General features: G+C 61.9%; 20 protein-coding genes and 1 tRNA gene. 9 read left to right on the top strand and 12 right to left on the bottom strand.

Annotated elements, in window-relative coordinates:
* The first annotated feature begins 35 nt into the window (after positions 1-35).
* The gene (hisA, locus tag FD715_RS05550) at positions 36-752 is read left to right on the top strand and encodes a 1-(5-phosphoribosyl)-5-[(5-phosphoribosylamino)methylideneamino]imidazole-4-carboxamide isomerase (RefSeq protein ID WP_147106395.1); all 717 of its coding nucleotides are present in this window, start codon (positions 36-38) and stop codon (positions 750-752) included.
* Positions 749-1039 (top strand): hypothetical protein, encoded by a 291-nt coding sequence (locus FD715_RS05545; protein ID WP_147106393.1) that lies wholly within the window; start codon positions 749-751, stop codon positions 1037-1039. The genes hisA and FD715_RS05545 overlap by 4 nt, the downstream gene beginning before the upstream one ends.
* A 3-nt stretch (positions 1040-1042) precedes the next feature.
* On the opposite strand, the gene FD715_RS05540 is transcribed toward FD715_RS05545, so the two are convergent.
* Positions 1043-1495, bottom strand: coding sequence for a DUF302 domain-containing protein (locus tag FD715_RS05540; RefSeq protein ID WP_223274744.1), 453 nt, complete (start codon positions 1493-1495; stop codon positions 1043-1045).
* A 191-nt stretch (positions 1496-1686) separates the two neighbouring features.
* On the opposite strand from FD715_RS05540, the gene hisF reads away from it, so the two are divergent.
* Both hisF and FD715_RS05530 read left to right on the top strand, forming a co-directional pair.
* The gene (gene hisF, locus FD715_RS05535; protein WP_147106390.1) at positions 1687-2448 is read left to right on the top strand and encodes an imidazole glycerol phosphate synthase subunit HisF; all 762 of its coding nucleotides are present in this window, start codon (positions 1687-1689) and stop codon (positions 2446-2448) included.
* Entirely contained in the window at positions 2445-2759 is a 315-nt protein-coding gene (locus tag FD715_RS05530; protein WP_147106387.1) for a phosphoribosyl-ATP diphosphatase, read from the top strand. The genes hisF and FD715_RS05530 overlap by 4 nt, the downstream gene beginning before the upstream one ends.
* Before the next feature lie 260 nt (positions 2760-3019).
* On the opposite strand, the gene hisH is transcribed toward FD715_RS05530, so the two are convergent.
* A complete protein-coding gene (gene hisH, locus FD715_RS05525) occupies positions 3020-3658 on the bottom strand; it encodes an imidazole glycerol phosphate synthase subunit HisH (protein WP_147106384.1) in 639 nt (212 codons plus the stop codon).
* Entirely contained in the window at positions 3655-4242 is a 588-nt protein-coding gene (hisB, locus tag FD715_RS05520; protein WP_147106381.1) for an imidazoleglycerol-phosphate dehydratase HisB, read from the bottom strand. Before hisB ends, hisH begins: the two co-directional genes overlap by 4 nt.
* Before the next feature lie 140 nt (positions 4243-4382).
* On the opposite strand from hisB, the gene FD715_RS05515 reads away from it, so the two are divergent.
* On the top strand, positions 4383-4622 hold the full coding sequence (locus FD715_RS05515; protein ID WP_147106378.1) for an Lrp/AsnC family transcriptional regulator: 240 nt from the start codon (positions 4383-4385) through the stop codon (positions 4620-4622).
* 63 nt (positions 4623-4685) lie between these two features.
* Here the strand turns inward: FD715_RS05515 and FD715_RS05510 are convergent, their stop codons facing one another.
* Positions 4686-5396, bottom strand: a complete 711-nt coding sequence (locus tag FD715_RS05510; protein ID WP_147106376.1) for a porin — start codon at positions 5394-5396, stop codon at positions 4686-4688.
* A gap of 214 nt (positions 5397-5610) precedes the next feature.
* Positions 5611-5685, bottom strand: a tRNA-Gly gene (locus FD715_RS05505).
* A 120-nt stretch (positions 5686-5805) separates the two neighbouring features.
* Here FD715_RS05505 and FD715_RS05500 point away from each other — a divergent pair.
* Both FD715_RS05500 and FD715_RS05495 read left to right on the top strand, forming a co-directional pair.
* Entirely contained in the window at positions 5806-6168 is a 363-nt protein-coding gene (locus FD715_RS05500; protein ID WP_147106374.1) for a hypothetical protein, read from the top strand.
* Between the two features lie 29 nt (positions 6169-6197).
* Complete coding sequence (locus FD715_RS05495) at positions 6198-6377, top strand: hypothetical protein (RefSeq protein ID WP_147106371.1); 180 nt, start codon at positions 6198-6200, stop codon at positions 6375-6377.
* A 186-nt stretch (positions 6378-6563) separates the two neighbouring features.
* Here the strand turns inward: FD715_RS05495 and FD715_RS05490 are convergent, their stop codons facing one another.
* From FD715_RS05490 to FD715_RS05470, 5 genes are all read right to left on the bottom strand, one after another.
* Positions 6564-6950, bottom strand: a complete 387-nt coding sequence (locus FD715_RS05490; RefSeq protein ID WP_189799409.1) for a VOC family protein — start codon at positions 6948-6950, stop codon at positions 6564-6566.
* Complete coding sequence (locus FD715_RS05485; RefSeq protein WP_147106368.1) at positions 6947-7420, bottom strand: YqhA family protein; 474 nt, start codon at positions 7418-7420, stop codon at positions 6947-6949. Before FD715_RS05485 ends, FD715_RS05490 begins: the two co-directional genes overlap by 4 nt.
* A gap of 28 nt (positions 7421-7448) precedes the next feature.
* On the bottom strand, positions 7449-8171 hold the full coding sequence (locus tag FD715_RS05480) for a phosphotransferase (RefSeq protein WP_147106365.1): 723 nt from the start codon (positions 8169-8171) through the stop codon (positions 7449-7451).
* The gene (locus tag FD715_RS05475) at positions 8168-11614 is read right to left on the bottom strand and encodes a pyruvate carboxylase (protein WP_147106363.1); all 3447 of its coding nucleotides are present in this window, start codon (positions 11612-11614) and stop codon (positions 8168-8170) included. The genes FD715_RS05480 and FD715_RS05475 overlap by 4 nt, the downstream gene beginning before the upstream one ends.
* Positions 11615-11759: 145 nt before the next feature.
* Positions 11760-12899 (bottom strand): alpha-hydroxy acid oxidase, encoded by a 1140-nt coding sequence (locus tag FD715_RS05470; RefSeq protein WP_147106746.1) that lies wholly within the window; start codon positions 12897-12899, stop codon positions 11760-11762.
* Positions 12900-13037: 138 nt separating this feature from the next.
* Here FD715_RS05470 and FD715_RS05465 point away from each other — a divergent pair, with 138 nt between their 5' ends.
* Entirely contained in the window at positions 13038-13520 is a 483-nt protein-coding gene (locus tag FD715_RS05465; protein WP_147106361.1) for a hypothetical protein, read from the top strand.
* A gap of 75 nt (positions 13521-13595) precedes the next feature.
* Entirely contained in the window at positions 13596-16025 is a 2430-nt protein-coding gene (locus FD715_RS05460; RefSeq protein WP_147106358.1) for an ATP-dependent helicase, read from the top strand.
* 234 nt (positions 16026-16259) lie between these two features.
* Here FD715_RS05460 and FD715_RS05455 read toward each other — a convergent pair whose 3' ends face one another.
* Together FD715_RS05455 and FD715_RS05450 are read right to left on the bottom strand one after the other, a co-directional pair.
* Complete coding sequence (locus tag FD715_RS05455; protein WP_147106355.1) at positions 16260-17195, bottom strand: sigma-70 family RNA polymerase sigma factor; 936 nt, start codon at positions 17193-17195, stop codon at positions 16260-16262.
* Positions 17192-17740, bottom strand: coding sequence for a hypothetical protein (locus FD715_RS05450; RefSeq protein WP_223274743.1), 549 nt, complete (start codon positions 17738-17740; stop codon positions 17192-17194). Before FD715_RS05450 ends, FD715_RS05455 begins: the two co-directional genes overlap by 4 nt.
* Positions 17741-18068 lie beyond the last annotated feature (328 nt).

The raw sequence follows: 18068 nt of genomic DNA, 5'->3' as shown, positions 1-18068 counted from the left end.
GAGGACGCCGTTAAACGCATGAAAGGTCAGCAACCATGATCCTCTACCCCGCCATCGACCTCAAAGACGGGAACGCCGTGCGGCTGGTACACGGAGACATGGACCGCGCCACGGTCTTCAACGACGACCCGGCAGCGCAAGCCCGCAGCTTTGTCGAAGCGGGCTGCGCATGGCTTCACCTCGTCGACTTGAATGGCGCCTTTGCGGGAGAGCCGGTCAACGCCGCTCCGGTCGAGGCCATCCTGCAGGAGTGCAAGGTCCCCGCTCAACTCGGCGGAGGCATCCGCGACATGGCCACGATCGAGATGTGGCTGTCCAAGGGCCTCCAGCGCGTGATCCTCGGCACTGTGGCCGTCGAAAACCCAGATCTGGTGCGCGAGGCGGCCAAGGCCTTCTCCGGTCACGTCGCCGTCGGCATCGACGCACGCGGGGGGAAGGTCGCAACCAAGGGCTGGGCCACCGAAACGGACGTGGACGCCACCGACCTCGCCAAGTCGTTCGAGGACGCAGGCGTCGCCGCCATCATCTACACAGACATCAACCGTGATGGAGCGATGGGCGGCCCCAACATTCCCGCCACTCAAGCGCTGGCGGACGCCGTTACCATCCCTGTCATCGCATCGGGAGGTGTCGCGTCGCTCGCCGATCTCATCGCGCTCAAAGACACCGGCGTCATTTCCGGCGCCATATCCGGGCGCGCGCTGTATGACGGCGCCATCGATCTCAAAGCGGCACTTGACGCGCTGGGATGAGACGGCGGGCGCCATATTCCGTTCTCATCATCCTGCTGGTGATCTGCGCCCTGCCAATCCTCAGCGTGGCGGTCTCAAGCTGGCTGGCCGACGCACACGGATGCACGCTGCACGAAGGGTTCTCGAACCCCTGCGTGATCTGGGGCAAGGACCGGGGCGAGACGCTCTCGGGCATGTTTGTGATGGGCTGGTTCATGTTGATCACGGTCCCCGTGGGGGCCGCGATCCTGTTGGTGCTGGTCATCCAGATCTGCGTCGATCTCTGGACCCGAGCCAGACGGCGCTAGCGCTCATTGCGCCGCCCCATCGGTGAACTTGGCCAAAGCACCGGTCATGGTCTGGATGTACGCGGCATCCTCAGCCACACCACCCAGCTTGCCCAGCATCGTGGCCGGGTCCTCATAGGCGATCATGGTCTTACCGGTCTCATCCTCGAACACGGCGACCTTCATGGGCAGAAACAGACCGGCCCCGCGGTCATCCAGCATGGCCTGCGTGCCCAGTTTCGGATTGCCAAAGATCAAAAGCTGCGAAGCTCCAATGTCCTCGCCGATACCCTCGGCGCCCGCGCCGTGATCCACACGACCAAAGATCGTCAGACCTGCGCCTTCAAGGGCCGTCTGCAACGCATCCATGGTTTCATCCACGCTCTGCGCAGATTCCTTGCGAATGATTCCATTGTCACCCGCCATCGCAGTCCCCGCCATAAAAACACCGACCACAAGGGCCATCAAAATCCGCATGTCGCGTCTCCTTCATTGCAATGCCGCATACCTGACATAGCCACCAGCAGACGCCACGCACCTTTCCGTGAGCGCGCCGTGATGCGCGGGCGTCCGCTCCTTCCCTGTTTCAAAAAATCCCGGGGTGAGGCGCACAGCGCCGAGGGGCAGAGCCCCTTTCCCCGACAACCAATCCACGCTACCAGAGCGCCATGTTGAAAACTCGCATCATCCCTTGCCTTGATGTCGCCGATGGCCGCGTGGTCAAGGGCGTGAACTTCGTCGACCTCATCGACGCCGGCGACCCGGTCGAGGCCGCACGCGCCTATGACGCAGCTGGCGCGGACGAGCTTTGTTTTCTCGATATCCACGCCACCCATGAAAACCGGGGCACGATGTTCGACCTGGTCCGACGCACGGCAGAACAATGCTTCATCCCCCTGACGGTGGGCGGTGGTGTCCGTACGGTGGCGGACGTGCGCGCATTGCTGCTCGCAGGTGCCGACAAGGTGTCGTTCAACTCCGCCGCCGTGGCCGATCCCGACGTTCTGGCGCGCGCAGCCGACCAGTTCGGCAGCCAGTGCATCGTCTGCGCCATCGACGCCAAGACGGTGGAGCCGGGCCGCTGGGAGATCTTCACGCACGGTGGGCGTAAACCCACTGGCATCGATGCCGTGCAGTTTGCCCGCACAGCAGCAGAGAAGGGGGCAGGGGAGATCCTGCTCACTTCCATGGACCGCGACGGCACGCGTGCGGGGTTCAACCTGCCGCTCACCCGCGCCATCTCCGATGCTGTGCCGATCCCGGTGATCGCCAGCGGTGGGGTCGGAACGCTCGACCACCTCGTTGACGGCGTGACCGAAGGCGGCGCATCCGCCGTGCTTGCCGCCTCCATCTTCCACTTCGGCGACTACACCATTGCGCAAGCCAAGGCCCACATGGCTGCCGCAGGCATCCCGATGAGGCTGACATGACATTGGACGACCTCTTCGCCACCATCGAGGCCCGCAAAGGCGCAGACCCCGACAGTTCCTGGACGGCCAAACTGCTCGCCAAGGGCCCCGAAAAATGCGCCGAGAAATTCGGCGAAGAAGCGGTCGAAGCCATTATTGAAGCGGTGAAGAATGACAAGACCGCCCTGACCTCAGAGGCGGCGGATGTCCTCTACCACCTCCTCGTGATGCTGGCTGCACGCGATATCGCGCTGGAAGACGTTATGGAAGAACTCGGCCGCCGCCAGGGCACGTCCGGCCTGACCGAAAAGGCCGCCCGCACGGCGGATTGACCGTAACGTTTTCTTCTCTTTGAAAACACGGCGGGGAGTTTGAGGGGTGGAACCCCTCATCCGTCAGAGTGAATCGCGCCGCCGCAAGGCGTCCATCGGGTCACCGCACGTGAGGTTACCCCCGCAGTCATCGCCCGATCGCGGTGCACAGGTTGTGCAAGCATTGTGCACGGGTGGTGACACCCTGTTTCTGGCGTCGATCTCCATGAAAACAAGGTAAACGCTGGCCCGCGATACACCCCGTCCGGCAAACCCGCATGTCATGGCGCCCAGGTCAGGAAGTTGCGGATCATGCGCAGCCCCACATCCTGGCTTTTCTCCGGGTGGAACTGCATCCCCAGCATCGTATCGCGCCCCACCACAGCGGTGACATCACCACCATAATTCACATGCGCCAACCGCAATGTGGGGTCGGCCACTTGAAAGTGATAGGAGTGGACAAAGTAGGTGTGATCGCCCGTCTGAACGCCGTCAAACACCGGGTGCGCCGCATCCAGAACCAGATCATTCCAGCCCATATGCGGCACCTTCAGCGCCGGATCGGACGGGGCGATATGCACCACCTCTCCATCGACCCAGTCCAGACCGGGCGTGTCAGTATACTCTCGGCCCCAGGACGCCATCAGCTGCATGCCAACACAGATACCAAGAAAGGGTTTCCCTTTGTTCTCAACGACTTCGATCAGTGCATCCTGCATCCCTGACGCCGCCAACGCCGCTGCACAGGCAGGAAAGGCCCCGTCGCCCGGCAGCACGATCCGGTCGGCCTTGGCCACCACATCGGCATCCGAGGTTACAACGACAGTGCCCGCATCCGCCTCGCGCGCCATGCGCTCAAACGCCTTTTCCGCCGAGTGCAGGTTGCCGCTCTCGTAATCAATCAGAACCGTCAGGCTCATAGGCTGCCCTTGGTCGAGGGGATGGCATCGGCCGTGCGCGGATCAACCTCCAGCGCCATCCGCAACGCCCGCGCAACCGCCTTGAACGCCGCTTCGGCAATGTGGTGACTGTTCAGCCCATGCAGCATGTCCACGTGCAGCGTGATACCGCCATGAGTGGACAAAGCCTGAAAAAACTCACGCACCAGCTCGGTGTCGAACGTCCCGATCTTGGGCGTCGGCAGGTCCACGTTCCACACAAGGAAAGGCCTTCCCGACAGGTCCAGCGCCGCCCGCACAAGCGCGTCATCCATGGGCAACAGGCAGGATCCGTAGCGCTGGATTCCCTTCTTGTTTCCAACGGCTTGGCTCAGCGCTTGCCCGATGGCAATGCCCACATCCTCGACCGTGTGGTGGTCGTCGATGTGCAGGTCGCCCTTGCACCGCACGGTCATGTCGATGAGCGCGTGACGCGCCAACTGGTCTAGCATGTGGTCAAAGAACCCCACACCCGTTTCATTGTCGTAGCGGCCGGTGCCATCCAGATCGAGCGTGACCGAGATGTCCGTTTCGGCCGTGGTGCGGGTGAGGGTGCTTTTGCGCATTGCGCGCCTCCTGCCAAATTCGTCACGCGCCTCTATAGGCGTGCCAGCCAGCGCCGCCAAGGGGCGGGCAGCGATGCTTGCGGGGACCTGTGCAGACGTGCCACTACGGTCCCAAGCCCACCTGATCAAAGGCCACATTCATGACCACCTGCGTCTTCATCCAGATCCGCTGCCGCCCCGGTTCGACCTACAAGGTCGCCGAAGAGATCGCCCTACGTGAAATCCACTCAGAACTGTACTCGACCTCCGGCGACTACGATCTGTTGATGAAGGTTTACATCCCCGAAGGTCAGGACGTTGGCAAATACATCAATGATGAGTTGCTCGACATCGAAGGAATAGAACGGTCGCTGACAACGATGACATTCAAGGTCTTCTGACCGATCGCATCACACCAGCGTGCGACCCCGGCCCATCAGACCGAGGTCGCGCCATGTTCCTGTTTAGCCGCCGGGCAGGATGCGCAGCAACCCACGCTGGTTGAACGTCGCACCGCGCTCCGCGCCGAAAACAATGCGACCGCCGATCCCGACAAATGTCTCGTCCAGGTCACCGATAGCGGTGTCAAAGCTGGTCTGGCCGATTTCCGCAAACAGGTTCAGGTTGCTCGTGACATCCCGGTCAACCCGGATCGTTGTGGTCGCGACGTTCACAGTAGAGCCGCTGCCGATATCCTCGTAGCCAAGGGACAGCCCGATGCCCGAATTGAATGCATAGCGCCCTTCAAACCCGAAAATCGTTTCATCCTCGTTCTCGGCATCCGCTTGGCCAAGGAAGCCCTCGATGGCAAATGCTCCGGTTTCGAACCCGGCCTCGACACCGTAGATGTCAATGTCCACATTCTCGACGTCTTCGCGTGTGTAGAAGGCACCCAGCGATGTCGTGTCGTTCAGGTGGTAAATGCCGTGCAGACCCAGATTGGTGCCATCAAGGTCCGTTTCACCAAAATTGTTGTGCCCGATATCGATTTGAGTGCTGAACGACCGGTTAAAACCGATCTCCATCGATCCTTCGAGATTGATGCGGTCAAGGTCCGTTTCTTCCGTGAAGGCGGAGTATTTCAGCTGTACCGAACCGCCGGTGATTTCAACGGCTTGTGCGGTACCCGCAAGAGGAAGGGTCACGCCCAGCACGGCGCTGATCATTTTGTTCATGTTTAACCTGCTCTGTCCATTTCCAGCCCGTTTCGGGCGTCTGTTTTGATGCAGGCATGCCCGCATGGGCTGACGCTAATGCGCTTCACATTGAGTGTCTACGGAGAGGAAATGGAGGGTTGTGCACCGTGATTCCGATGCAACATTTGCCTTGTGAAAAATGAAAAAGGCCACCCGAAGGTGACCTGCTTTTCACTCCCGTTTGGGAGGATGTTGGAGCGGGCGAGGCGATTCGAACGCCCGACCCTAACCTTGGCAAGGTTATGCTCTACCCCTGAGCTACGCCCGCTTCCTTGGGTGAGGCGTGAGATACTTACAGCGCGCCGCGCCTGCAAGGGGAAAATGTGCCGAGCCGGCAAAAAAGTTCTGCTGCCGCGACGGAATGCCGGACCCATGCCGTTGAACTGCCATGACCAACCACTCACGGCGCATATGTGCGGTCCCGATCCCGATATGGACCTGCGTTTCGATCTTCCCCCCGGTTGCGGCGCATGATGGATCGCATCGCCCCGGCATGATGGCCCTTGTCGAGTGGGCCAACGTGCCGGGGCACAAGCCTGCGCGTGAAGTGACGATGGTCTGGCTGGGTCTACCTGATTTCGAATTCACGGCAATTCTTTGGGTGCTGGTTCGCGTCCGGTGGCCTCAGTCATCTCGATTTGCACAGAACGCCGGTTTGGCCGTTGCCGCCGCCGTTGATGATACGCAGCCCGGCCTTTTCACTCTGGCAGCGGATGTCCGGGCCGTTGCTCCAGAGCAGGTCTTCCAATGAAAACACCCCACAACAGGAAGGACCAGATCATGCCGCTCAGCCTTTCCACAGCCAAATCCATGATCCTTGCCTTGGCCATCGCCCTGGGTTGTGTCGCCTCGGGCGACGCGCAGCCGCTCTTTCCTAGCCCACTGGCTAAGGGGAGCGAGGACGTGCATTCAGGTGCCCTTGAAAGCATCCCGGCTTCTTTCGAGGCGGTTCGGAAATAGACCACAGTTGACGCTCTCTTGAGCACTTCGTGCAGGCTGCCTGGTCGCTGCGCGGTGAGGGCATATGAAACAAACTTACTGAGTGGCGAAGTCTCTCTGGACCAGCTACAAATGCTTTGCCCTTCGATCCAATTGCAGGTGCGGGTCTCGCAAGGCTATGCACGCCGTCACCCTGGGCACGTTGCGTCAGCTCTTTTGGATCAGGTCCCAGCGGTTGCCAAAGAGATCTCTGAAAACGGCCACCGTGCCGTAGGGTTCGGCACGCGGTTCTTCCTCGAATGTGATGCCCTCGGCTGCGCTGAGACGCGCGTGGTCCCGGGCGAAGTCGTCCGTGTGCAAGAACAGCCAAACGCGACCTGCGCCCTGGTTGCCGATGGCGGCTGTCTGAGCGTCATTGTCTGCGCGGGCGAGCACAAAGGTCGGTCCGCCTGCTGGCGGGCGCACTTCGACCCAGCGTTTGCGCCCCTGGTCGATGTCGGCCATCAGAGTGAATCCCATCTGATCGCAATAGAACGCTATGGCGCCGTCATAATCGGGCACAATCAGCGACACAGATCCCAGACACGTGCTCACTCTGACCCCCTCGTGGTCGACAGGAAATACGTCGTCGCAGCGATTACCAGTGCGTAGGCGATGCCGTAGCCCAAAAGGTCCGTTTCGCCATTCCAGCCGGCGAACTGCCAAAGGAACAGTACGCCGAGGATCACGATACCCACGGCGATCAGCTTGTTTTTTCGGCCATCTAGCGCCGTGATCGTCACCCAGCGGGGCACGTTGATATCGGAGCTGGTGAACAGGTCATACAGCCCAAGTGCAATGATGTAGAAAACGGTGCCCAGCAGGAAAAGGTCCACGATTTCGATGAACTCAAGCCCCAGCGCCTTGGCGCCTTTGCGTGGGACCTCGCCAGGCTCGATGGTGATCCAGATGAATTGCGCGGTTTCCAACAGGCCATAGACGAGCAAACTCGTCGCTGCGAGGAGGGAACCGAGAACGGCCATGACAATCAGGTCGCGACTGGCGCCAAGGGTTTTGCTAGACATGCCTGTTTCTTGCGCGGAATGGTGCGGCTCAACAAGAGGGGTGGTTGGCATTTCTGGTCCGCGTGTGATGCGCGAGGAACGGTTTGACCAACGTGCGGGCATGGTCGGGTTCGATCCGCCAAGAGCAGGCGATTTCCCAGGCGGTGGCTGCGTGTTTTTCTGCGGGAGTCCCCTGATCAAGTGCCACGCGGTCGAAGCCGGGGTGATCGACGCGTGCTTCATCCCAGTCAATGACGATGACGCGGTCGTCGGCCCGGATCAGATTGGAAGCGTTCAGGTCCCCGTGCGTGACGCAAGGCGGTTTGCGGTCGAGCGCCCACCAAGCCGCTCGGATTGCGCGGGTCAGTGGCGGCGGAAGATGGGTCAGATTGATGTCGCCGCCGCGGGGGAGGTGTAAGAGAGCGGTCGCAGACGCAAAGGCCTGCCGTTGTTGGATGCCTCGTGTCTCATGCGCAAAACGGGGCCATACCTGCTTCAGGTAGGATGGATCGCAGCGTGCGCCGTTGAAGAAAGGCTCGCAAGTCCATCCATCCACGATCAGGGTGCCGCGCAGGCTGCGGATCGGACGGGGTGCAGACAGGCCAACCCGCTCAAGCCCGTCGATAACCGGCAGAAGCCATGACATGGCTGCTTCGGACCGGCGCGTGGTTTTCAGGACATGATCGCCCACCCGCAGCACTGTGTTGCGATGTCCGCCGGGCAGGGGAACGGGCGTGCCCGTCAGCCCCCATGCGCCCAGCGGCGGGTTCACTCCAACTCGACCAGCAGGTCCTTGGCGTCGATCTGTCCGCCCGGTACAACGTGCACCGCCTTGACTACCGCGTCGCGTTCGGCGTGGATGCCGGTTTCCATCTTCATGGCTTCGATGGTGAGCAAGAGATCGCCTTCGCAGACCTCCTGGCCAGCCGTAACCCCTACGCTGGCAACGACGCCCGGCATGGGGGCGCCCACGTGGCCCGCGTTGCCATCTTCGGCCTTGGGCCGCGAGACGGTCTGTGACTTCACGAGCCGGTTCGGCACACGGATGGTCCGGGGCTGGCCGTTGAGTTCAAAGAAAACGCGCACTTCGCCGTCTTCGTTGGTCTCTCCCACGGCTTGCAGGCGGATTTCGAGCGTCTTACCAGGGTCGATTTCGGCCGTGATTTCCTGGCCCGGTTTCATGCCGTAAAAGAAGGTATGCGTCGGCAGCGCCCGGACGGGGCCGTACGTGCGGTGTCGGCCCATGTAGTCGAGGAACACCTTGGGATACATCAGGTAGCCCGACAGGTCCTCATCATCGACGGACTTGCCTTCAAGCTGGCCGGACAGATCAGAGCGGGTTGCTTCCAGATCGACAGGCGGCACATCGGCACCGGGGCGCTTGGTGTTAGGCTCCTCGCCTTTGAGGACCTTTTGCTGGATGCCATGCGGGAAGCCACCGGGAGGTTGGCCGAGATTGCCGCGCATCATGTCCACGACCGAGTCGGGGAAGGCGACCTCTTTGCTGGGGTCCTCGACCTCGTCGCGAGTGAGCCCTTGCGAGACCATCATCAAGGCCATGTCGCCCACGACTTTCGAGGACGGCGTCACTTTGACGATGTCGCCGAACATCTGATTCACGTCCGCATAGGTGCGGGCGACTTCTGGCCAGCGTTCCTCAAGCCCGAGCGAGCGCGCTTGCGCTTTGAGATTTGTGAATTGGCCACCGGGCATTTCGTGTAGGTAGACCTCGGACGAGGGGGCCTGCATGCCCGACTCGAAAGCCGCGTAATGTGCGCGAACCGCATCCCAGTAGTCGGAAATGTCGCGGACCGCGTCGATATCGAGGCCTGTGTCACGGTCGGTGTGCTGCAGTGCTTGAACCACGGTGCCGAGGGTGGCCTGGGAGGTGTTGCCTGACAGCGCGTCCATGGCGCAATCGACGGCATCCACGCCCGCCTCCGACGCGGCAAGGATCGTCGCAACTGCCGACCCGGCGGTATCGTGAGTGTGGAAGTGGATGGGCAGGCCGACCTCTTGCTTGAGCGCACGGATCAATTGCGTGGCGGCTGCAGGTTTCAGCAGGCCCGCCATGTCCTTGAGGCCGAGCACATGGGCGCCCGCGTCTTTCAGTTGGTTGCCCATATCCACGTAGTATTTCACGTCATACTTGGCCCGGTCCGGGTCCATGATGTCGCCGGTATAACAGATCGTGCCTTCGCAGATCTTGTTCTGCTCTTGCACCGCATCCATGGCGACGCGCATGTTTTCGACCCAGTTGAGGCTGTCGAAGACGCGGAACACGTCAATGCCCGTGGTGGCGGCAACGCGCACGAATTCCTGCACCACGTTGTCGGGGTAGTTGGTGTAGCCAACCCCGTTGGCCCCGCGCAGCAGCATCTGCGTCATCAGGTTGGGCATGCGTTCGCGCAGGTCGCGCAGGCGCTGCCAGGGGCATTCCTGCAGGAAGCGGTAGGCCACGTCGAAGGTCGCACCGCCCCAGCATTCCATGCTGAAAAGCTGCGGCAGGTTGGCAGCGTAAGCTGGCGCAACCTTGATCATGTCATAGCTGCGCATGCGGGTGGCGAGCAGCGACTGGTGCCCGTCGCGCATGGTGGTGTCGGTGATTAGCAGTTGTTGCTGCGCTTTCATCCAGTCGGCGACGGCTTGCGGGCCTTTTTGTTCCAAAAGGTTGCGGGTGCCCATCTGGTGGGAGGGGTCGGCCTGCAGCGAGGGCGGCTTGGGGTCTTTGATGTCGGCGCGGGGTTTGGGGCGGTCTTTGACCTCCGGATGCCCGTTCACGGTGATGTCGGCGATATAGGTCAGCACCTTTGTGCCACGGTCGCGGCGGCGGGGGAATTGGAAGAGTTCTGGCGTCTCGTCGATGAACTTGGTGGTGTATTCGTTCGACAGGAAGGTCGGGTGCTTCAGCAGGTTTTCGACAAAGGCGATGTTGGTCGACACGCCCCGGATGCGGAATTCACGCAGGGCGCGGTCCATGCGTGCGATGGCGATCTCGGGCGTGGGACCTTTGGACGTCACCTTGGTCAGCAGGCTGTCGTAGTAGCGGGTGATCACACCGCCTGCATAGGCCGTGCCGCCATCGAGGCGGATGCCAAGCCCGGTGGCTGAGCGGTAGGCGGTGATGCGGCCATAATCCGGGATAAAGTTGTTCTGCGGGTCCTCGGTCGTCACGCGGGTTTGCAGCGCGTGGCCCATCAGTTTGATGTCTTTCTGCGAAGCCATGCCGGTGGCTTCGTCAATCGGCTTGCCTTCTGCAATCAGAATCTGGGCACGGACGATGTCGATGCCGGTGACTTCCTCGGTCACGGTGTGTTCGACCTGCACACGGGGGTTCACCTCAATGAAGTAGAACTTGCCGGTCTCCATATCCATCAGGAACTCGACCGTGCCGGCACATTCGTAGTTCACGTGCTTGCAGATCTTGTAGCCCAGGTCGCAGATCTCTTCGCGTTGCTCATCGCTCAGGTAAGGCGCAGGGGCGCGCTCCACGACCTTCTGGTTGCGGCGCTGGACTGAACAGTCGCGTTCGAACAGGTGGTACATCCCGCCGTGCTTGTCGCCGAGGATTTGTACCTCCACGTGGCGGGCGCGGGTGATCATCTTTTCCAGATACCCCTCGCCGTTGCCGAACGCGGCTTCGGCCTCGCGGCGGCCTTCGAGCACCTTCTCCTCGACCTCAGCCTCGCCAAAGATCGGACGCATGCCGCGACCACCGCCGCCCCAAGAGGCTTTGAGCATCAGGGGATACCCGATCTCCTTGGCTTCCTTGCGGATCGCATTCATGTCGTCGCCCAGCACTTCGGTGGCGGGGATGACGGGCACGCCTGCAGCGATCGCCACCTTGCGGGCGCTGGCCTTGTCACCAAGGGCGCGCATGGTTTCGGATTTCGGGCCGATGAAGGTGATACCGTTCTTTTCGCAGGCGTCTACGAATTCCGGGTTCTCGGACAGCAGGCCATAGCCCGGGTGGATCGCATCCGCACCGCTTTCGCGGGCGACGCGGATCATCTCATCAATGCTCAGGTAGGCGGCGACGGGACCCAGACCCTCACCGATACGGTATGCCTCGTCGGCCTTGAACCGGTGCAGGCCCAGCTTGTCCTCCTCTGCAAAGACGGCGACCGTTTTCTTCCCCATTTCGTTGGCCGCACGCATGATGCGGATTGCGATCTCACCTCTGTTTGCGATGAGAATCTTCTTGAAATCGGGCATGTCGTTCCCCCCCGGGGCCGTATTTTGCAGTTGCGGCATTCTCTATGACGTTTACGTGACGCAAACAATACGTGGTTATGGGTATGGCGGAGAGGGGCGCATCGGGATGCGCGTTACTCCGTCAGGCGGATGCGTCATCCGCCCGTCAGACGTGTTGGAAGGGCTTGGGCAGGTCACGCAAGGTGCGCGCACCCAGCTGGCCCATATTGGCCTTCAGATCCTCGCGCAGGATGTGGGCGAGGTGGTCGATCCCATCTGGTCCAAGGGCCGCAAGTGCATAGTGCCAGGCCCGGCCAAGCATCACGAAATCCGCGCCCGAGGCCATGGCGCGCAGGATATCGAGGCCCCCCTCGACCCCGCTGTCGAAAATGATCGGCAGCTTGGTGGCGCGGCGGATCGCAGGCAGCACCTCGATCGTGCCGGGCGCCGCATCAAACTGTCGCCCCGCGTGGTTCGACACCCAGATCGCATCCACGCCCAACTCTTCCAGCTGCCCCGCATCCGTGCCGCGCATCACGCCCTTGACCACGAACGGCCCATCCCAGGCGTCGCGCAGCCACGAGACATAGTCCCAGTCCGGCGAGGTGCGCAGCAGATAGCCCACATGCGCCGTAACGGGCAGGTTTTCCGTTGCAGTGGTGGTGTAGGCGTCCAGCATCCGCATGTGTGGCATGCCCTTGCGCGCCATCGCCACCGCCCAGGCCGGGCGGATGGCGACCTGCGCCAGTAGGCGTGGCGTCAGGCGGGGCGGGTTTGTCAGGCCCGACCGCGTTTGCCGTTCGCGCCGCGAGGCCACCGGCACATCGACCGTCAGCACCAGGGTTTTGAACCCGGCAGAGCGCGCGCGATGCAGCATATCGCGCCGTATGCCTTCATCGCGGGGTGGGTACATCTGAAACCAGGCATCGTCACCAAGCACGGGCGCGAGGTCTTCGGGCGATGCTGCGGCGACGGTGGAAAGCGTGTAGGGGACCCCAAGCCGCGCGGCGCCACGCGCCAGGTGACGTTCCGCATCCGGCCACATCAAGCCGGACATGCCCACTGGTGCGATGCCAAAAGGAAGTGGGCGGTCGCGGCCCAGAAAAGAGGTGGAGAGGTCCGGGTCAAACTCGCCATGCAGGATCGAGGGCATGAGGCCCACCCGGTCGAGTGCTGCGCGGTTGCGCCTGCGCGTCGCCTCGTCGCCCGTGCCGCTGTCGAGATACTCCCAGACGAATTTCGGGATGCGAGTGCGTGCGCGTGTGCGCAGATCGCTGAGGGCGGGAAATCGGGTGTTCAGGTCCATGCGCGCGTTTATGACGAGCGCCATGCGGGGATGTCCAGCAAACCAAGCAGATCAGTGGCTGAGTTAAATCATTTTTTAAGGACATTTTCGCAAAAGTGGATTCGTCGCTCATCACACACCCCTGGGAAGGAAGTTACCATGCAAGCACTGATCATCGACCGGCAAGCGGACCGTTTGGACGAAAGCCAAATTGCCCTCATGAACGCGGGCATCCAGGTCACCGGCACCGGCAGCCTGCTGGTGGCCGAAACGTGTATTCAGCGCCTTGGTGTTGATCTGCTTGTGATCGAGAAGTCGACCATCGGGGATGCGCTGGGCGACACGTTGGGCATGGCAGAGGACCGCAACAGCCATCTTGTGTCGATCCTGCGCACGCCGGATGTCGGCGAGGATCAAGATGCCCTGTCTCCGCACTTCCCGTCCCTGCACTGCATCGTAGGGCAAGAGGTGTCGAATGAGGTGGCGATTAAGCTGGGTCTTGCGTCGCTGCGGGCGCAGGCGACACGCTCTGTGATGCCGGCGCGGGCGGTGCGGGTGAACAAACCTAATCTTGAGGCGGCGCGCGCGGCCTACGCGGCCCGCACCCGTGACGTCGACAATATTTTTGCCGAGGCCGTCTGACCGCGCCGCCAAAACGGCATCGGAACAGATCAAGAACAGCTTTCGCTTTGCCATGGGCCGCGCTATGTTTGGCCCATGAGCAGTTATGACGAATTTGACGCATTCGAAGGGGCTTCGTTGTCGGCGCGCGCCATGCAGGCGCGCCCGCAGCCCTATCTGGACGGCTTGAACCCCGCACAACGTGAGGCGGTTGAGAAGCTGGACGGCCCGGTGCTTATGCTGGCAGGGGCAGGCACGGGCAAGACGCGTGCCCTTACGGCGCGGATCGTGCATTTGCTGAACACTGGACGCGCGCGACCCAACGAGATCCTGGCCGTGACTTTCACCAACAAGGCTGCGCGCGAGATGAAGAACCGCGTGGGCCAGATGCTGGGTCAGCAGATCGAGGGGATGCCTTGGCTGGGCACGTTTCATGCGATCTGCGTGAAGCTGTTGCGCCGTCATGCGGAGTTGGTTGGGTTGAAGAGCAACTTCACCATTCTGGATACGGACGACCAGATCCGGTTGCTCAAGCAGTTGATTTCCGCCGCCAATATCGACGACAAGCGGTGGCCAGCGCGGCAGTTGGCGTCGATCATCGACGGGTGGAAGAACCGGGCGCTGACCCCGGACAAGGTGCCCGCTGCGGATGCGGGGGCGTACAATCACAAGGGTGTTGATCTCTATGCCCAGTATCAGGCGCGGTTGAAGGAGCTGAATGCCTGCGACTTCGGCGATCTGCTTTTGCACATGGTCACCGTCTTTCAGACGCATCAGGATGTGTTGGCGCAATATCAGCGCTGGTTCGCCTTCATCCTCGTGGACGAGTATCAGGACACGAATGTCGCGCAATATCTGTGGCTTAGGCTGCTTGCGCAGGGGCACAAGAACATCTGCTGTGTGGGCGATGACGATCAATCGATCTATGGGTGGCGCGGGGCCGAAGTGGGCAACATCCTGCGGTTTGAAAAGGATTTTCCGGGCGCGCATGTGGTGCGGCTGGAGCAGAATTATCGGTCGACGCCCCACATTCTCGCGACCGCATCCGGTGTCATTGACGGGAATGAGAACCGGCTGGGCAAGACGCTTTGGACCGACAAGAACGATGGCGAGAAGGTGCGCCTGATCGGCCATTGGGACGGCGAGGAAGAGGCGCGCTGGATCGGGGAAGAGATCGAGGCGTCCCAGAAGGGCACACGAGGTGTGCGCTCTATGTCTCTGGAAGATATGGCAATTTTGGTACGCGCGTCGCATCAGATGCGCGCGTTTGAGGATCGGTTTCTGACCATTGGGTTGCCCTATCGCGTGATAGGTGGGCCGCGCTTCTATGAGCGGATGGAGATCCGCGATGCGATGGCTTACTTCCGGGTAGTCGTATCGCCCGATGATGATCTGGCGTTTGAGCGGATTGTGAACACGCCGAAGCGGGGGCTGGGTGACAAGGCACAGCAGACCATTCAGATCACTGCGCGGGCGAATGGGTTGCCGCTGGTCGAAGGGGCGCGGCTGGCGGTTGAGCAGGGATTGATAAAAGGCAAGGGCGGCAATGAGCTACGCGCCCTTGTTGATGGGATTGCGCGGTGGCATTCGAAGCTGCGCGGGCCGCGGATCGAGGTGGCTGAGGACGACAGCGTTCTGGATGATGGCGAAGGGCCGCTGCGGGTTGAGTATGGGCCGCCGCCGGTGGGTCATATTGAGTTGGCGGAGATCATTCTGGATGAGTCCGGCTACACGGCGCATTGGCAGAACGACAAAACTCCGGAAGCGCCGGGGCGGTTGGAGAACTTGAAGGAGCTGGTGAAAGCCCTTGAATCCTTTGAGAATTTGCAAGGATTTCTTGAGCACGTTTCGCTGGTGATGGACAACGCATCAGAGGATGATGAGGCGAAGGTTTCGATCATGACGCTGCATGCGGCGAAGGGGTTGGAGTTTCCGCAAGTCTTTTTGCCGGGGTGGGAGGACGGGCTGTTTCCGTCGCAGCGGTCGATGGATGAGAGCGGGGTCAAGGGGCTCGAAGAGGAGCGGCGGCTGGCCTATGTCGGCATCACACGGGCGGAGGAGGTGTGCACGATTTCCTTTGCCTCGAACCGGCGGGTCTTCGGGCAATGGCAGTCGTCGATGCCGTCGCGCTTTGTCGATGAGCTGCCTGAGGATCATGTGGATGTTCTGACGCCACCGGGCCTATATGGGGGTGGTTTTGGGGCGGCTGCACCAAATATGGGGGCAGAATCGCGGCTGCATCAGGCGGCGGCGGAGGCGAATGTCTACAATTCGCCAGGCTGGAAACGGCTGCAGGCGCGGGCTGGCGAGCGGCCGTTGAGCCAGCCGCAGGAGAGCCGGAATACGGTGATTGATCTCAATGCTGTGTCGGCCTTTACCGTGGGCGAGCGGGTGTTTCATCAGAAGTTCGGCTATGGTGCGATTGTCGGGATCGAGGGCGACAAGCTGGAGGTCGACTTTGAAAAGGCGGGGCTGAAGAAGGTTGTCTCGCGCTTTGTGTCGGGGACGGATGACATTCCGTTTTGAGGCCTGCGGACCGGTTGGTTAACGGGGCGTGCGGTGGCCGGTTCTGGCGAAACTGCACATTTTCATCTGGAAACTGCGTATTTTGCGACCCCGTGAGACGGGATGTTTTTCGGGTGATTTGGCGAAACTGCATATTTTGGGGCTGAAACTGCGTGTTTTGCAGGGCTGTGCACGGCGCTTTGACGTTAACGGATCGGTTACGGATGGCCTCCGGTTAACGTTTGCGTTTCGAGCTTAACTGTTTTGAAGGGTTTGGCCGCCGGGCGGCTCTGTTTGCTGACGCAAAGGCGCCCGCCCGCCGACCCGGTGTGCGAGCGCGGGCCAAAGCTTGTCCGGGTTGCGCAAGGTGTACATCCAGCAGATTTGACCTTGCGCGTTGAGGGCTGCGGTGAAAAGCGTATGCGCCACGCCGTTTTCCGCCATCAACAGGGCGGGATGGCCATTGGCGGTGACCGGGACGGGCGTCAGGCCGCTTGCGTGTTTCAGTGTGACCGCGTGCGAGACCAGCACGATGTCGTCCGGGCCGATGAGCGGGCGGCGTGCAGCGCGCGCCTTGGCCCCGCCGTCGGAGATTGAGATTGCGTCGTCTGACAGGTACGCCTTGGCCGCATCGACGTCGCCGGTGGCGATGGCGGCCAGAAAGCCGCTGATCTGAGCGGCGCGTTTGCCGACCGGTTGGCTGAGGTCCGGGGCGGATTGTGCCACGCGGCGGTGGGCGCGGCTGACGAGTTGGCGGCAGGCGGCTTCGGATTTGCCGAGGGTTTCGGCGATGTCGGCATAGGAGGCATCGAAGGCTTCGCGCAGGACAAAAGCGGCACGTTCGCTGCTTGGCAGTGTGTCCATCATCCACAGTAGTGCCAGTTCGCAGTCTTGCGCCAAGGCAAAGCTGTCTTCGGCGGTGTTGTCATCCACGAGCAGCGGTTCGGGCAGCCACGGGCCGACATAGCTCTCGCGCCGCGCCTTGGCCCGGCGCAGGCTGTCGATGGCGACGCGGGTGGCGGCGGTGCGCAGCCATGCGGCGGGGGTGAGGATGGCGGCGTGATCGGCGGTGGACCATTTGAGCCATGTGTCCTGCACCGCATCCTCGGCCAGTGCGCGTTCGCCCAGCATCCGGTAGCACAGGGCCGTGAGCATGGGCCGCTGTGCTTCGAACTGTTGGGTCCAGTTCATGCGGGTGTCGGGTCCGTAAGGGTGACGGGCGTGCCGCCGACGTCGAGCCGTTGGCAGAGCTTGCCGTGGCCCATGCCGCGTTTGAGCACGGGGTAGGTGCGGGTGAAGGCGGCGGCGAAGGAGGCGGCGATGATGGCGCGGGGGCCATGGGCGCCTTCGATCTGTGCGCGCAGGGCGTCGAGATTGTCGTCACCGCGGATGGCGGCCCATGCGAACTGGTAGCCGAGGCCGAAATCGCCTGCCGCGTTGGCTTGGCCGTTGAGGCAGGCCTGAATGTCTGCCGCCCTTGCGCCGAAGGCTAGCGCCATATCGACGGTGAGTTGGGCGCAGGGCCCGCAGTCGCCTTCGAAGGCTGAGCCGACCATCGCCCCCATGCGGACATGATGTGCGCTGGCGGGGCCTGCGTAGTTGCTGACCATCTGGAACAGTGCGAGGCGGACACCGGCGCGCGGGTCCGTGTCGATCATGTCGTGCTGGTATTGGGCGTTGTAGTTGAACGCGCGGGCAAAGCGGCGGGTACTGGCATGGAGAAATGCGCGGATCATTGGGTCTGCTCCTTGGGGTCCATTGAGGGGGCGAAGGTACGGCTTGTCCAGACCGGAGGCGGGGTGTGTCGGGGGGAGATGTGCGGCATGTGGCCAGTCCTGATTCCTGTTGCTGTTGGAACCTGTGACGCAGCGCGGCCCGTGGATGTGACATCACGGGCAACAATTTTTGGGGGCCGAAAAAGAAAAAGCGGCGATCCCAGGGAGGAGGAGGGGATCGCCGCCGTCTTGATGCCCGCCGGTCAGGGAGGAGGAGGACCGGATCGGACACATCTGGTGCACCACTTGGTGCCGTATTCGTGCGGCGACATCCGGGAGGAGGTGAATG

Origin of the sequence: Tateyamaria sp. syn59, assembly GCF_007995245.1 — a bacterium.
Classification (GTDB): Bacteria; Pseudomonadota; Alphaproteobacteria; order Rhodobacterales; family Rhodobacteraceae; genus Tateyamaria.
This window is presented reverse-complemented; position numbering and strand designations above follow the sequence as displayed.

Bases quoted from the DNA above. Each gene is read 5' to 3' on its own strand.
- FD715_RS05515 (WP_147106378.1), top strand. From the start codon at position 4,383: ATGACCACCTGCGTCTTCATCCAGATCCGCTGCCGCCCCGGTTCGACC.
- FD715_RS05510 (WP_147106376.1), bottom strand. From the start codon at position 5,396: ATGAACAAAATGATCAGCGCCGTGCTGGGCGTGACCCTTCCTCTTGCG.
- hisB (WP_147106381.1), bottom strand. From the start codon at position 4,242: ATGCGCAAAAGCACCCTCACCCGCACCACGGCCGAAACGGACATCTCG.
- FD715_RS05455 (WP_147106355.1), bottom strand. From the start codon at position 17,195: ATGAACTGGACCCAACAGTTCGAAGCACAGCGGCCCATGCTCACGGCC.
- FD715_RS05495 (WP_147106371.1), top strand. From the start codon at position 6,198: ATGCCGCTCAGCCTTTCCACAGCCAAATCCATGATCCTTGCCTTGGCC.
- FD715_RS05530 (WP_147106387.1), top strand. From the start codon at position 2,445: ATGACATTGGACGACCTCTTCGCCACCATCGAGGCCCGCAAAGGCGCA.
- hisF (WP_147106390.1), top strand. From the start codon at position 1,687: ATGTTGAAAACTCGCATCATCCCTTGCCTTGATGTCGCCGATGGCCGC.
- FD715_RS05500 (WP_147106374.1), top strand. From the start codon at position 5,806: ATGACCAACCACTCACGGCGCATATGTGCGGTCCCGATCCCGATATGG.
- FD715_RS05545 (WP_147106393.1), top strand. From the start codon at position 749: ATGAGACGGCGGGCGCCATATTCCGTTCTCATCATCCTGCTGGTGATC.
- hisH (WP_147106384.1), bottom strand. From the start codon at position 3,658: ATGAGCCTGACGGTTCTGATTGATTACGAGAGCGGCAACCTGCACTCG.
- FD715_RS05465 (WP_147106361.1), top strand. From the start codon at position 13,038: ATGCAAGCACTGATCATCGACCGGCAAGCGGACCGTTTGGACGAAAGC.
- hisA (WP_147106395.1), top strand. From the start codon at position 36: ATGATCCTCTACCCCGCCATCGACCTCAAAGACGGGAACGCCGTGCGG.
- FD715_RS05475 (WP_147106363.1), bottom strand. From the start codon at position 11,614: ATGCCCGATTTCAAGAAGATTCTCATCGCAAACAGAGGTGAGATCGCA.
- FD715_RS05485 (WP_147106368.1), bottom strand. From the start codon at position 7,420: ATGTCTAGCAAAACCCTTGGCGCCAGTCGCGACCTGATTGTCATGGCC.
- FD715_RS05470 (WP_147106746.1), bottom strand. From the start codon at position 12,899: ATGGACCTGAACACCCGATTTCCCGCCCTCAGCGATCTGCGCACACGC.
- FD715_RS05460 (WP_147106358.1), top strand. From the start codon at position 13,596: ATGAGCAGTTATGACGAATTTGACGCATTCGAAGGGGCTTCGTTGTCG.
- FD715_RS05450 (WP_223274743.1), bottom strand. From the start codon at position 17,740: ATGATCCGCGCATTTCTCCATGCCAGTACCCGCCGCTTTGCCCGCGCG.
- FD715_RS05540 (WP_223274744.1), bottom strand. From the start codon at position 1,495: ATGCGGATTTTGATGGCCCTTGTGGTCGGTGTTTTTATGGCGGGGACT.